This window comes from Pseudomonas sp. GL_091, from assembly GCF_057837725.1.
Genome location: NZ_CM174451.1, coordinates 4,777,488 through 4,791,023 on the forward strand (window position 1 = coordinate 4,777,488; position 13,536 = coordinate 4,791,023).

The 13,536-nt window shown below is 59.2% G+C and carries 11 protein-coding genes; 5 read left to right on the forward strand and 6 right to left on the reverse strand.

The features are described 5' to 3' along the window. Positions 1-39: 39 nt before the first annotated feature. The 5 genes from AC3ITY_RS21735 to AC3ITY_RS21755 all read left to right on the forward strand — a co-directional run bounded on the left by AC3ITY_RS21735 (position 40) and on the right by AC3ITY_RS21755 (position 5,854). The gene (locus AC3ITY_RS21735) at positions 40-993 is read left to right on the forward strand and encodes an ABC transporter permease (protein WP_489304854.1); all 954 of its coding nucleotides are present in this window, start codon (positions 40-42) and stop codon (positions 991-993) included. Then, positions 990-1,826, forward strand: coding sequence for an ABC transporter permease (locus AC3ITY_RS21740; RefSeq protein WP_489304856.1), 837 nt, complete (start codon positions 990-992; stop codon positions 1,824-1,826). Before AC3ITY_RS21735 ends, AC3ITY_RS21740 begins: the two co-directional genes overlap by 4 nt. A 2-nt stretch (positions 1,827-1,828) precedes the next feature. Further along, the gene (locus AC3ITY_RS21745; protein ID WP_489304857.1) at positions 1,829-3,478 is read left to right on the forward strand and encodes a dipeptide ABC transporter ATP-binding protein; all 1,650 of its coding nucleotides are present in this window, start codon (positions 1,829-1,831) and stop codon (positions 3,476-3,478) included. 128 nt (positions 3,479-3,606) lie between these two features. Then, the gene (locus tag AC3ITY_RS21750; protein WP_489310966.1) at positions 3,607-4,755 is read left to right on the forward strand and encodes a hypothetical protein; all 1,149 of its coding nucleotides are present in this window, start codon (positions 3,607-3,609) and stop codon (positions 4,753-4,755) included. Positions 4,756-4,978: 223 nt separating this feature from the next. Beyond that, on the forward strand, positions 4,979-5,854 hold the full coding sequence (locus tag AC3ITY_RS21755; protein WP_489304859.1) for a LysR substrate-binding domain-containing protein: 876 nt from the start codon (positions 4,979-4,981) through the stop codon (positions 5,852-5,854). 143 nt (positions 5,855-5,997) lie between these two features. Here the strand turns inward: AC3ITY_RS21755 and AC3ITY_RS21760 are convergent, their stop codons facing one another. The 6 genes from AC3ITY_RS21760 to AC3ITY_RS21785 form a co-directional block, all read right to left on the reverse strand. Beyond that, positions 5,998-7,362 carry an MFS transporter gene (locus tag AC3ITY_RS21760; protein ID WP_489304860.1) on the reverse strand — a complete coding sequence of 455 codons (1,365 nt, stop codon included), beginning with the start codon at positions 7,360-7,362 and terminating at the stop codon, positions 5,998-6,000. Positions 7,363-7,533: 171 nt separating this feature from the next. Next, complete coding sequence (locus AC3ITY_RS21765; RefSeq protein ID WP_489304861.1) at positions 7,534-8,967, reverse strand: NAD-dependent succinate-semialdehyde dehydrogenase; 1,434 nt, start codon at positions 8,965-8,967, stop codon at positions 7,534-7,536. Continuing rightward, positions 8,964-9,998: an aldo/keto reductase gene (locus AC3ITY_RS21770; RefSeq protein ID WP_489304863.1), complete on the reverse strand. Its 1,035-nt coding sequence runs from the start codon at positions 9,996-9,998 to the stop codon at positions 8,964-8,966. Before AC3ITY_RS21770 ends, AC3ITY_RS21765 begins: the two co-directional genes overlap by 4 nt. 10 nt (positions 9,999-10,008) lie before the next feature. Further along, positions 10,009-10,521, reverse strand: a complete 513-nt coding sequence (gene fae / locus AC3ITY_RS21775; protein ID WP_075948975.1) for a formaldehyde-activating enzyme — start codon at positions 10,519-10,521, stop codon at positions 10,009-10,011. A 387-nt stretch (positions 10,522-10,908) separates the two neighbouring features. Then, positions 10,909-13,176, reverse strand: a complete 2,268-nt coding sequence (locus AC3ITY_RS21780; RefSeq protein WP_489304865.1) for a hypothetical protein — start codon at positions 13,174-13,176, stop codon at positions 10,909-10,911. Between the two features lie 48 nt (positions 13,177-13,224). Continuing rightward, positions 13,225-13,506, reverse strand: coding sequence for a pentapeptide MXKDX repeat protein (locus tag AC3ITY_RS21785; RefSeq protein ID WP_489304867.1), 282 nt, complete (start codon positions 13,504-13,506; stop codon positions 13,225-13,227). Positions 13,507-13,536: the final 30 nt, after the last annotated feature.

The following is a 13,536-nucleotide window of genomic DNA, read 5'->3' on the forward strand; positions in this document are numbered from 1 at the left end:
GGCGGGCCGGCATCCCTTGATTAGCCGGAGCCTGCAAGCATGGCTGAATTTCTGTTACGCAAATTGATGGCGTTGATCGCGACCCTGTTGTCGGTGTCGCTGATCGTGTTCGTCGCCCTCGAGCTGAATATCGAGGACGTGGCGATCAACGTCCTCGGCCCCTACTCCGCCGCCGACCAGCGTGCCGCGTGGCTGGTGGAACATGGCTACAACCAGCCGTTCCTGTGGCGCTACCTGGTATGGCTGAAGGATTTCGTCAGCGGCGACTGGGGCACATCGGTGCACTTTCGTGAACCTGTGATCAACCTGCTGCTGCCTAACCTTGGGCAGACCCTGATCCTCGCCGGACTGGCGCTGTTGATCATGGTGCCGGTGGCCCTGACCCTGGGCATTCTGGCGGGTATTCGCCAGGGTTCGCTGGTGGACCGCCTGGTGTCGTTCCTGTCGATCGTCACCACGTCGATTCCGGACTTCGCCAGTGCAGTGTTCGTTTCGGCGATCTTCGTCTTCTGGCTCAACTGGCTGCCGGGCGTGAGCAGCATGAGCGACGGTTTCAGCGCCGCCGAACTGGCCCTGCCGCTGATGGTGCTGTGCCTGTTCGGCATCGGTTACCTGGCGCGCATCACCCGCGCCTCTATGGTCGAAGTGATGCAGGCGCCCTACATCCGCACCGCACGCCTCAAGGGGGCGTCGACTTCGCGGATCGTGCTGCGTCATGCCCTGCGCAATGTGCTGATCGCGCCGATCACGGTAATCATGCTGTACATCCCGTGGCTGCTGTCGAACGTGATCGTGGTCGAGGTGTTTTTCGCCTACAAAGGCTTCGGCTCGTTGCTGTATACCGCTTCGCTGAACCACGACGTGTACCTGATCGAAGCCTGCGCGATGATCAGCGGCGCAGTGGTTGGCGCAACCAAGATCTTTTCCGACCTGGCCTACACCTGGCTCAACCCGCGCATCACCTTGCGCAGTCTTGGCGGAGGTGGCCAATGAGCTTCCTGCAATCGTTCAAACATCCATTGGCCCTGCTCGGTTTGCTGCTGGTGGGCGGCTGGGTGCTGGTCGCTGCGTTCGCGCCGTGGCTGGCGCCCCATGATCCGCTGGCAAGCTTCAGCCCGCTGCTCACGCCGATGACCGCCGACCCCGATGGCCAGTCGTTTCTGCTGGGCACCGACATGATTGGCCGGGACATTCTCTCGCGGCTGATCTGGGGCACCCGCACCGTGCTGTTCTGGTCGATCCTGGCCACCCTGACCGCGTTCGCCGTGGGCATCGCCATGGGCCTGTGCGCCGGTTACTTCAATGGCAAGGTCGACGCCTTGCTGTCCTATGTCGCCGACACCGTGCTTTCATTCCCGGTGCTGGTGCTGTACATCGTGATCATCATCGCTCTCGGCGCTTCGGCGCTGAACATCCTGATCGCGGTGACCTTCACCAGTGCCCCGGCGATCTTTCGCATCATGCGCGCCCTGACTATCGACATCCGTTCCCGGGACTACGTGCTCAGCGCCATCACCCAGGGCGAAGGCTCGCTGCGCATCATGCTGGTGGAAATCCTGCCCAACTGCGGCGGGCCTCTGATCGTCGATTTCTGCCTGCGCATCGGCTACACCGCGATCATGATCGGCGCCCTCGGCTTCCTCGGCCTCGGCCTGCCACCGCCGACCCCGGACTGGGGCGGCATGGTCAACGAAGGCCGCAGCATGGCCATCGCCTTCCCGCATTTGGTGATCTTCCCGTGCATTGCCATCTCCACCCTGATGCTGGGCCTGAGCCTGCTGGCGGACGGCCTGGACGAACACGCCCAGAAAGGCGCAAGGAGCTGAGCATGAGCAACCCACAGAACCTGCAACAAGTGCTGCGCGTGGAGAACCTCTCCATCGAACTGCCTGCCGGCGCCGACCGCAGCCACGCCGTGCATGGCATCAGCCTGGATGTGCGCAAGGGCGAAATCCTCTGCGTGATCGGTGAATCAGGCTCAGGCAAATCCGTGCTCTCGGCGGCGATCATGGGTGACTACGCCAAGGGCCTGCGCCACAGCGAAGGGGTGATCGATTTCCTTGGCGACGACATCTGCCGCATGCCGGACGATGCCTTGCGTCAGTTGCGCGGCAACCGCATCGCGATGATTTTCCAGGAGCCCATGGCGGCACTGAATCCGGCGATCCGCATCGGCCGGCAAGTCGAGGAAATCTTCGACATTCATGCCCCGCAAATGCCTGCAGCCGAGCGCCGCGAACGCATGCTCGCCCTGCTCGACTCAACCCATTTGCCCGACCCGCCACGGATCGCCAACAGCTTCCCGCACCAGCTTTCCGGTGGCCAATGCCAGCGTGTGGTGATTGCCATGGCGTTGGCGATGAACCCGGACCTGCTGATCGCCGACGAACCGACCACGGCGCTGGATGTCACCACCCAGGCGCAGGTGCTGAAACTGGTGCGCGAGCTGCGCGGACGCGGCCAGCACGGGATTCTGTTCATCACCCACGATTTCGGTGTGGTCGCGCAGATCGCCGATCGCATTGCGGTGATGGAAGGTGGCCGCCTGGTGGAAATCGGTGAACGCGACCAGGTGCTCAACGCCCCGGCGCACCCGTATACCCGCAAGCTGATCGCGGCGGTGCCGGCGCTGCACCCGGAATTGCACGTACCGAGTGCCGACGGCGAACTGGCGTTGCGTATCGAGCATTTGAACAAGACCTACAACGTCGGCGGTCGCTCGGTGGCAGCGCTGCGGGATGTCTCGCTGCAACTGCCACGGGGCAAGACCCTGGCCATCGTCGGCGAGTCCGGCTCGGGCAAAAGCACGCTGGTCAAGGCGGCGATTCGTCTGGTGGACAGCGACAGCGGTCATGTCTGGGTTGGCGATACCGACTTCCTGGCTTTGCGCGGTGCGGCACTGGCAGCGAATCGACGGCGGATCCAGATGATTTTCCAGGACCCCTATGGCTCGCTCAATCCACGCCACCGGGTCGGCGACATCATTGCTCGCGCTGCGCAATTGCGTGGATTGTCGGCCAAGGACGCCTGGGCCGAAGCCGGTGATTTGCTGGAGCAGGTCGGGCTCAAGCGCGACGCCCTCAAACGCAAGCCCCGGCAGTTTTCCGGTGGCCAGCGCCAGCGCATCGGCATTGCCCGGGCACTGGCGATGCGCCCGCAAGTGCTGATCGCCGACGAAAGCGTTTCGGCCCTCGATGTCTCGGTGCAAAAGCAGGTGCTGGAGTTGCTGGCCGAACTGCAACAACGACTGAACCTGAGCATCCTGTTCATCACCCACGACCTGCGGGTCGCGGCGCAGATCAGCGACTACATCGCGGTGATGCGCCAGGGCGAAGTCGTCGAATACGGCACCGCTGAACAAGTGCTGTTGCGGCCACAGAACAGCTACACCCAGACACTGCTCGCTGCGGCCCCCGGCGCTTCGGCGATAGCGGCCACGCCTGTCGATGGCCCTGCATTGAGACTGATCCACCCCTAGGCCTTCGGCCCGCAAAACCCTTTCCCCCACGCTGCAGCATTCGCTGCGGCCGGGGTTGCTGTTGCCAACATAAAATCAAAAACGGGAGTAAGACTTTGCGCACACCTACCCTTCGCGCTATCCATTGCATGGCCTTGATACCGGTGCTTGGCGCCCTGGCAGAACCGGCCATGGCGGTCCAGGTCACCGACAACCTCGACCTCGGCGGCGCCGTCCGTGCCCGCTGGGACTACGACCCGGATCGCGACATCCAGAAGTTCGGCCTGGACACGGTATTCCTCAGCGCCAAGTACAACTCCGACACCTGGATCGGTGAGGCCCAGTACCGCTTCTACGGTCGATCCTATCCCTACCAGTACACCAAGAACTATGGCGACATCCAGTTCGCCAAGTACGCGTGGGCCGGCTACAAGTTCAACCCCGACCAGCAGGTGCAAGTGGGCCTGAACACTGTGCCGTTCGGTTTGCAGCCGTACTTCGGCAGCACCTTCTACGAGACCCTGGGCAACGTCATCGGCCTGGAAGATGTGCAGCAAATCGGCGCCAAGTACATCCAGCAAAGCGGTGACTGGAACGTCCAGGCCGGTTACTACCTGCGTCCGGCCTGGCAAGGCAAAGGCACCAGCAACGGCGTCACCTACTCCAGCGTGGTGTCGGAAGCCGACAGTTATGTGGCCGATGGTAGCGACAACCAGGAACGCAACACCGTGGTACTGCGCGTGGCCAAGGCAATGGACCTGGGGCCCTGGAAATCCGAGGTCGGCCTCTCCGGCCTGACCTCCAGCATTCAGAACCGGGACACGGACAATGACGGCCGGCGCAATGCCGTGGCCGTGCACTACCTGGGCAAGAACGGTCCGTGGGGTGTGCAACTGCAAGCGGCGCGGCAGCAGATGTCGCCACGCAACCCCGGCACCGATGAACTGGTGACCCTCGGCGGTTACGACGGCACCTACAACGTCGCCAGCCGAGGCAACCTGTACGTCGCGGACGTGAGTTATGACGTGGCCGGCAAGTACCTGTTCGACCAGATCAGCGGGGTCAAGCTTTACGCCAACTACAGCGCCTTCGACAAATCTGCCGATGACTTCAAGACCTCCGAGCGGGCGATCCTCGGTACCTCGTTTTCGTTCAGCAAGCTGTGGATCGCCACCGAATGGATATTCGGCAAGAACGATCCGTACATTGGCGGCAGCAGCTATACCCAGAGCCTTGGGGCGGGCGGGACGGATCATTGGGAGAATCAGTTGTACATGAACATTGGGTATTACTTCTGATCCGGGATTTGTAGCACCCTTCAGGATGTCTTCGCTGGCAAGCCAGCTCCTACAGGTTCTGTGAACAGCGCAAATCTCTGTAGGAGCTGGCTTGCCAGCGAAGGGGCCAGACCAAACAACACTTGCATCAGCTCATCACTAATAGTCAGATAGGGCCTTCGGACATTTTGTACATTCAACCTGCCCCACCCAACACTGGCGGCTGGTGCGGAGCCCTTCTTTCATGCGTCAACTGCCCTCGCTCAATATGCTGCGCGTCTTCGAAGAGGTCGCGCGGCATCGCAGTTTCAGCCAGGCAGCCCTGGGATTGAACGTCACTCAGGGCGCCGTCAGCCGGCAGATCAAACAACTGGAAGACTACCTCGGTGTCGCGCTGTTTATCCGCACGCCCCAGGGGCTGACCCTGACCGAATCCGGCATCGCCCTCTCCCCGCACCTGAGCGACGCCTTCGACCACATCGAACGTGCGCTGCAAGCAGTGCGCGTACCCAATCTGCGGCAACGCCTGCGCATCGTCGCGCCGCCCACCTGGGCGACCCGTTGGCTGTCGGCGCACCTGCGCGCGTTCGTGCAACGCTACCCCGACATCAGCCTGAGCGTGACCAACCAGATGGGCCACGACAGCCTCGCGGAGATCGACTGCCACATCCGCTTCGGCCTCGAAGCCGCCAACCATTGCAACAGCAGCCTGCTGGTAATGGAACGGCACATCGCCGTGGCCAGCCCCGAACTGTTCAACGACGGCGAGTCGCCGGATCTGCGGCAATTTCCGTTGCTGCACATCCTGCACGATGGCAAACGCTTGAAGGTCTGGGAGAACTGGCTGGCGGCCATGGGCCGGGAGGATGTCGATGCCGGGCAAGGGCTGGAATTCAGCACCCTGGACCAGGTGATCCACACCGCACTGGCGGGAGGCGGGCTGGCGGTGATCGACCGGCAGATGATCGAAAAGGAACTGGCCAATGGCAGCCTGCTGCCGATCACGCCGGTGGAGGTGGTCGGGCCGTACGGCTACTGGCTGGATGTGGCGAATGACAAGCAGGGCTTGTCGAAGGTGCGGCTGTTTACCGAGTGGTTAGGGTTGGTCAGCAATCCCTGACACCGATACCCCCCTGTAGGAGCGAGCTTGCTCGCGATGAATCCGAAAACACCGCGGGGTATCAGGCACCCAGCGTTATCGTTGAAGACCATCGCGAGCAATCGAGCGTCGACCGGCTGCTCCTACAGGGATTATTGCAAGTACTAGATGGATGTCGCGACCTTCACGCCCACCGGCGCCCCCCCCTCCACCGGACTCTGCGCCTTGCACGCCTGACTCAAGGTCAGCGACTTGGTCTCCGGCGCCCAGGCCCACGACAACAACGCGCCGATCGCCAGGATCGCCGCAAGAATGCCCATGGTCGGGCTCAAGCCAATGCCCGCCACGCTCACCGGCAACAGGAAGGTGCTGATCGCCGAGCCCAGACGACTCACCGCCGTGGCCAGGCCGATACCGCTGGCGCGCACTTCGGTCGGGAAGCTTTCGGCCGGGAACACGCCCACCAGGTTACTCACCGCCGACAGCACCAAGGTGAACACTCCGAACACCAGCACCATCAGCCACGCCGCGCTACCCGGCAACACCGCCAGCAGGAACAACGCCGCCGCCAGAATGATGAACGAGTTGATCAGGAACCCGCGCCGGGTGAACTTGATGGTGCACCAGATGCCGATCAGTGCGCCGAGGATCAGCAGCATGTTCAGCATCAGTTCGGTGCCGAAGCCTTCGGCCAGGCCCATCTTCTGCAGGATCGACGGCAGGAAGGTGTAGATGGCGAAGTACGGCATCACGATGCACACGAAGAACAGGCAGTTGAACGCCGTGCGCTTGCGGTATTCACGGCTGAACAGCACCGCATAGCCGGAACGGGTTTCGGTGGACGGGGTTTCGTCGAGTTCGACGTGCTCGCCCAGGTGTTTCTTGACGATGGCCCGGGCCTCGGCGATGCGGCCCTGATTGACCAGCCAGCGCGGCGATTCCGGGGTGCCGATACGGGCAATCAGAATCAGTGCCGCCGGGATCGCCGACGAGGCCAGCATCCAGCGCCAGGCATCGTCGCCGAGGCTGAGCATCGCAGTGCCGACAAAGGTCGCGGCGACGTAGCCGAAGGTCCAGATCACGCTGAACGAACCAAGCAATACGCCACGATGCTTTCTCGGTGCGAACTCGGCGAGCATCGCATGGCCGACACTGAAGTCACCGCCCAGGCCGATGCCGATCAGCACCCGACACAGGAACAGAGCCATGGCCGATTCGACGTAGAACTGCATCACCGAAGCGAGGGTGATCAGCACAAAGCTGACCAGGAAGATTTTCTGCCGGCCGACCTTGTCGGAAATCCAGCCGAAAAACAGGCTGCCGAGAAACAGGCCGATCAATGCCGAAGCGCCGATCAGGCCCTGCCAGAATGCGTCCAGTTGCATCTGCGGGCTCAGCAGGGTGAAAGCGATACCGATCAGGCCGAGGATGTAGCCGTCTGTGAAGTGCGCGCCGAAGGTCAGGCCGGCGATCTTGATGTGAAAGCGGCCGATGGGCAGGTCGTCGATTTTTACCGGTTTTACGGACATGTTCGTCTCCAGTTGTTGTTATTGATGGAGAAATGAAACTGATCGCTTTTACTGTAGGAGCGAGCCTGCTCGCGATGAATCGGAAAACACCGCGGGGGTATCAGACGCACCGCGTAATCGTTGACGACCATCACGAGCAGGCTCGCTCCTACAGTGGTTGGTAGGGCGGGGTTAGAGGCCGCCCATCAACAGATATTTGATTTCCAGGTAGTCATCCAGGCCGTACTTCGAACCCTCGCGGCCCAGGCCCGACTCCTTGATGCCGCCGAACGGCGCCACTTCCGTGGAAATGATCCCCTCGTTGATCCCGACCATGCCGGCTTCCAGGCCTTCGGCCATGCGCCAGACGCGGCCGATGTCGCGGCTGTAGAAGTAGGCCGACAGACCGAACGGCGTGTCGTTGGCCTTTTGCAGCACCTCGGCTTCGTCCTTGAAACGGAAGCAGGCAGCTACCGGGCCAAAGGTTTCATCCTGGGCGATCAACATCTCGCTGTTGGCTTCGGCGAGGATGGTCGGCTCGTAGAAGGTGCCGCCCAGCGTGTGGCGACGACCACCACACAAGACCTTGGCGCCCTTCTCCACCGCATCGCTCACGTGCAGTTCGACCTTGGCAAGGGCAGCGGCGTTGATCAGCGGGCCTTGTTCGGTTTCGCCGTCCAAAGCACTGCCAACACGCATCGCTGCCACCGCTTCGGCGAGTTTGCCGGTGAAGGCTTCGTACACGCCGTCCTGAATGAAGAAGCGGTTTACACAAACGCAGGTTTGCCCGGTGTTGCGGAACTTCGAGGCCATCGCGCCTTTGACCGCCGCATCCAGGTCGGCGTCGTCGAACACGATGAACGGCGCGTTGCCGCCCAGTTCCAGCGAGACCTTTTTCAAGGTGTCGGCGGCCTGGCGCATCAGCAGTTTGCCAATGCGGGTCGAGCCGGTGAACGACAGCTTGCGCACGATGCCGGACGCTTGCAGCGCACCGCCAATCGCCACGGCATCACCGGAGACGACGTTGAACACACCGGCCGGAATCCCGGCCTGCTCAGCCAGCACCGCCAGGGCAAAAGCTGACAGCGGGGTTTCTTCCGAAGGCTTGAGGATCATCGTGCAACCGGCGGCCAGTGCCGGGCCGACCTTGCGGGTGACCATGGCCAGCGGGAAGTTCCAGGGTGTGATCGCCGCGACCACGCCGATGGCTTCCTTGACCACGATGATCCGCGCATCGGCCTTGTGGCTCGGGATCACGTCGCCATAGGCGCGCTTGGCTTCTTCGCCGAACCACTCCAGAAAGCTCGCGGCATAGACCACTTCGCCCATGGCTTCGGCCAGCGGCTTGCCCTGTTCGCGGCTAAGCAGCGTGGCCAGATCCTTCTGGTGGCTCAGCATCAAGTCGCTCCAGCGCTTGAGGCGTTGGCTGCGTTCCTTCGCGGTCAGCTTGCGCCACGCCGGCAAGGCGCGGTTGGCCGCTTCGATGGCCAGATTGGTCTCTTCAGCGCCGGCCCTCTGCACCTCGGCGATCAACTCGCCGTTCGCCGGGTTCAGCACCGGGTACGTGGCGCCGCCGCTGGACCACTGGCCATCGATGAAATTACCGTGACGGATCAACGCGCTCATGCCACGGCCTCGGTCAGGGTGAAGCGATCCAGACCCGGACGGGCCGTGCGCAGGATGCGTTTGCCGGCGGTGTAATCGTTGATCACGTCGCACGGCGTGTAGTTGCGTTCCAGCTCGTGCAGTTCTTCGGCGTCGAGTCTGGTCTCCAGGGCCGCCAGGGCGCTGTCGAACTGCTCGGTGGTGTCGGCGCCGACCAGCATGCAATCCACGCCCGGATGGTTGGCCACCCACGCCTGGGCAATCTGCGCGTTGGACACACCACGGGCACGGGCCACGCGCTGTACCGAATGAGCGATTTCGAACGAGGCCTCGTCGCTGTACATCTGCTGGGTGAAGAAGTCGGTCTGGTTACGGGTCGACTGCGCATCGCCGGTCAGCAGGCCGCGAGCCAGCGGGCTGAACACCGACACACCGAGGCCCTGGTCGCGGCAGAACGGGATCATCTCGCGTTCTTCTTCGCGGTAGGCGCAGTTCAGTTGCAACTGCATGTTGATCGGCTTGACCCAGCCATTGCGCTCGCAGGCCATGAGGATTTTTGCCAGTTGCCCGGTGAGCATGGTCGACACGCCGATGTAGCGGGCCTTGCCGGAACGCACGATGTCGTTCATGGTGCTCATGGTCTCTTCGACCGGGGTGTTGACGTCGAAGTAATGCAGCATGAAGACGTCGACGTAATCCATGTCCAGGCGTTTGAGCGAAGCATCGATGCTGTCCATGATGTGCTTGCGCGAGTGACCGCTGGCGTTGATGCCGCTGCGGGTGCCGTAGCCGACCTTGGTGGTGATGACCAGGTCTTCGCGACGGGCCAGGCGCTTGACGATGCGCCCCACCACTTCCTCACCTGTACCTGCGGAATAGAAGTCCGCGAGGTCGATGAAGTTCACACCGTTGTCCAGCGCGTGCTTGACGATCGGCTCGCTTTTCTTCTCATCGAAGATCCACGGTTTCCAGTCCGGGGTGCCCATGTTCATGGTGCCCAGGCACAGGCGGGAGACTTCGAGGCCGGAGTTGCCCAAACGAATATATTGCATGGCGCGGACCTCAGGCTTTAGGCGTGTAGAAAGGGTTGCTGATGTGATTGACCACGTCCTTGAGCTGCGCGGTTTCCGGCTTGCCGGTCAGGGCGGCGCGGATCGCGGTGCGGCAGGCGTTGTAGTTGTTCAGGTACACCGCATCGAGGTCGTCGCAGGCCGGGTTGACCCAGTTGGCGGTAACGATGGCCCACTCGTCCTCGGCTTCCGGCGGCAGGGTGCCGTCGAGCAGCGCTTCGAGGACCGCCTTGGCGATACCGGCCTGGGACGCGCCCCAGGTGGCGTTGCCGTGCAGGTCGCTGCCGATCGCGGCCTTGTTCACATACAGGGTCATCGGCTTGACCGGGATGTTCGGCTGGGCGATCACCATGAACGGGCAGTGACCCTGGCTTGGCGAGGCCAGGCTGTTGGCGAATGCTTGCCCGGCCGGACCGTTGCGCGGGCCGATCAGAATGTTGATGTGCGCGGCGTTCACGCCAGGGCCTTCGAAGCCTTCACCGATGTACAGGTCGAGTTCTTTCATGATCATTACTCTTGGGGACGCAGAGGGATTTGTTTGGGTGTTCAGCAGCGCACGCAAGCACGAGGCCTGGCGTGGCAAAAGTCTGGGTTCAAAGAGCGCTGCGGGAAGCTTGCGAAGACGCGGCAGTGATGATGAGTCATGGTTGCAAACGCTCTTTCTTGTTGTTGATGAGCTGGTTTGCGATTTTTTAACACCGGGGGTTGGCTGGGCTGTAACCATTAAAAGTCATGGGGGCATGACTTCAAGTCATACCCCCAGAGTACTCTGGCCATGGCCTATGACCGCCCTTCAGACGCAGATCCGGATTAATCATCCTCGGAGTAGACAGAAGAGGACTCTGCTCGTGGCGGCGTCGATGGGAGCGGTTACTTCATCTAATTTTTTTCTTCATACTGCGCCTCCGTTTTTCGGACCAACAGTCCGTACGGGCACCCGGTGTCCCAACCCTCTCTTAATCATTAATTCCCTGAAGGCTTTTGCATCGGATTCAGAGCCGGAATCAGAGTCGGAATCAGAGTCGGCAGGTACGGAGTAACGAGCCCGCAAAATGCCTTCGTCCTTCTCCGAAATCCGTATATACGTATTGAGTTCCTGAACTTCAGTTGCCGTCAGCCCATCGTGATCTCGAAATAAACTCTCAGGAAGTATGCGCTTAACCACTTCCGTTAAGTTAGTTAAACGAAGCTCAGCTACTGGCAGATAATGACCACTGCCATTAGTCCAGAGCTTGAGCTGTCCGCCTGCAAACAAAAATTCACCAGCAAACAGCACATCTTTACCTTGAGCCAGTGAACTGTGACCTTCTACGTAGTCTCGATTACGATGCCGATATTCGTTCGGCTCCCCTTTCGAATTCTGCTGACCATTTCCCACACCGCAATAAACATGATCAGGTTCATCTGCAAGGATGACATAGGTAAACACGCCGTTCAGCTTGCAGCTTTCGCCATTGCTTTGCCGGACAAACTCATAATCACCTTTATCATTTCTCTTGAAGTCGAATACCTGATCAGGGCGCGCTGATTTTTCTTCAAAAAAATCAGGAAGCGGCTTTATCGGCACAACAGAACTTCGCAAGTAGCTTTCCTCGAGAAATTTAATTGGAAGCTCCGGATATTTCGCAAAAAACTTGTCTATGCGAAACTCGTCACAATATTTTGAACACCCCAATTTTCTCAACTTATCCAACGCAGACACTATGTAGGATACTACTGTATTAAAACCCTTTCTTTCTGAATTCACCGCACCCATATAAGGATCTATATGCTTATCAAATCCCTTTTTATAGGCTAAAAGAGAGGCATATTCTTCCTGGGTAATAATACTGCCCCACTTTCCTTCCTCATACGCCTTACTAATTTCCGCCGGAGAACCTATATTACATTTGGCGTACTCAACTCCAAGACCGAAATCACGGAAATGAAAGTAATAACTATCTGTCAACAGAGATGAAACCGATGCACTCATCTCTCCCTTTGAGTCGGCTTGAAAGTTTGTGCTTATCGTTTCTTCAGGTGCTGACGGCGATGGAGTCACATTGGCACCGATTGCGCATCGACTCCACAATTTCGGATCCTGCTCCCACGGCGGTGGTACCATCAGGTTATCTTGATAGAACCTCACCGTATCGCCCAACTCATCCCTGCATTGATATAGATGACGCAGTTCCTCAGACGTTGTTCCAATGGCATCTGCGCCAGTCCTGTCAACCACATCATGCATCTGGATGCCATCCAGAAAAAAATGAATGCGGGCTGTAGGCTCGGACTTGCTTTGCTGCCGAATGAACCCTTCAATCATGCCCTTACTGATAGCCGAAAATAAATGGGCGGCGGGTTTATGAATACACTGCCATGATTTTCCACCGACGGGTTCTTTCTGATCACTTGCAGTTTCGAGAAGCCTGCCTGCCGGAATGTAACGAGAGTGCTCACACAACCCTGAAAATAATTGATCAAGATTACTGCGTAAAAAAATACCGCGATAATCCGTCAATACGCTGCCATCACTGACATTGGAGCCTCGCATACTTTCCTCAATCTCATACATCGCACCAAGAAAACCATTACAAAAGTTCCTGACGCAAGCACTCTCATCGACTGAGCCCCCCGCCAAATCAACGTTAGAATTGTGAATAGCTATATTGTCGGATTGCCTGGCAGTCTCGTTATTCACACTTGATATTTTACGCTGTCTTTCCTCCTTCAAGACCATAGCCATCGCGCCCACCAAATCCACGATCGAATCTGGCCTGTCGTTTATTTTCGTGCACTTCGCACCTTGAAAACCAAACAATTCAGGCTGCTCAACCATTATATTAAACATTGACAACAGACTTTCCCGCAGACGATCTGGCGTCCACATTGAGTCTTCCTTGCTTGCAATGGATGTCTGGCCTAACACCAGATCGCCTTTGGCGGAAAAAAAAGAAGAATGAAAATAGTGCTCGGAAGATGTTGCCGCCACTGCCGATGCGCCAGCTTGATTGTTAATGGGTGCACTGTTTAATGATGAGATGCCAGGTGGAAACATGTTATTTCTTTCTACCGCGAATTGAGTACAGCGCTTTAAACGTGCAGTTTTGGTTGCGCGTGCACTTTCGGCAAGACTAGTATCGTAACTAATTGTTTGCTGGCTGCGGCGCACCTTCCCCATCGCTTACCGCTCCCCCCAGTGGGGGATCCCACTGGAGGCTGCTGATGTTTACTGCGACATGGCGTCCTTCTTCATCGCATCTTTGGACATGGCGTCTTTTTTCATGCCGTCCTTGCTCATGGAGTCCTTGGACATCGCGTCTTTCTTCATCGCGTCCTTGGACATTGCATCTTTCTTCATCGCGTCTTTGGACATGGCATCCTTGGACATGGCGTCCTTGGACATCGAATCCTTGCTCATGCTGTCGTTGCTCATAGTATCGGCGGCAAAAACACTGGCAGCACCAACGGCCAGGCACATGGACAGAACAACAGTGGTCAACTTTTTCATGATGAAACTCCTTGGAGCGTGGGTTGTGGA

What these genes read in the sequence shown, in the direction of transcription:
- fae (WP_075948975.1), bottom strand. Translation starts at nt 10,521, where the DNA reads ATGAAAGAACTCGACCTGTACATCGGTGAAGGCTTCGAAGGCCCTGGC.
- AC3ITY_RS21780 (WP_489304865.1), bottom strand. Translation starts at nt 13,176, where the DNA reads ATGGGGAAGGTGCGCCGCAGCCAGCAAACAATTAGTTACGATACTAGT.
- AC3ITY_RS21785 (WP_489304867.1), bottom strand. Translation starts at nt 13,506, where the DNA reads ATGAAAAAGTTGACCACTGTTGTTCTGTCCATGTGCCTGGCCGTTGGT.
- AC3ITY_RS21760 (WP_489304860.1), bottom strand. Translation starts at nt 7,362, where the DNA reads ATGTCCGTAAAACCGGTAAAAATCGACGACCTGCCCATCGGCCGCTTT.
- AC3ITY_RS21740 (WP_489304856.1), top strand. Translation starts at nt 990, where the DNA reads ATGAGCTTCCTGCAATCGTTCAAACATCCATTGGCCCTGCTCGGTTTG.
- AC3ITY_RS21735 (WP_489304854.1), top strand. Translation starts at nt 40, where the DNA reads ATGGCTGAATTTCTGTTACGCAAATTGATGGCGTTGATCGCGACCCTG.
- AC3ITY_RS21750 (WP_489310966.1), top strand. Translation starts at nt 3,607, where the DNA reads ATGGCCTTGATACCGGTGCTTGGCGCCCTGGCAGAACCGGCCATGGCG.
- AC3ITY_RS21745 (WP_489304857.1), top strand. Translation starts at nt 1,829, where the DNA reads ATGAGCAACCCACAGAACCTGCAACAAGTGCTGCGCGTGGAGAACCTC.
- AC3ITY_RS21770 (WP_489304863.1), bottom strand. Translation starts at nt 9,998, where the DNA reads ATGCAATATATTCGTTTGGGCAACTCCGGCCTCGAAGTCTCCCGCCTG.
- AC3ITY_RS21755 (WP_489304859.1), top strand. Translation starts at nt 4,979, where the DNA reads ATGCGTCAACTGCCCTCGCTCAATATGCTGCGCGTCTTCGAAGAGGTC.
- AC3ITY_RS21765 (WP_489304861.1), bottom strand. Translation starts at nt 8,967, where the DNA reads ATGAGCGCGTTGATCCGTCACGGTAATTTCATCGATGGCCAGTGGTCC.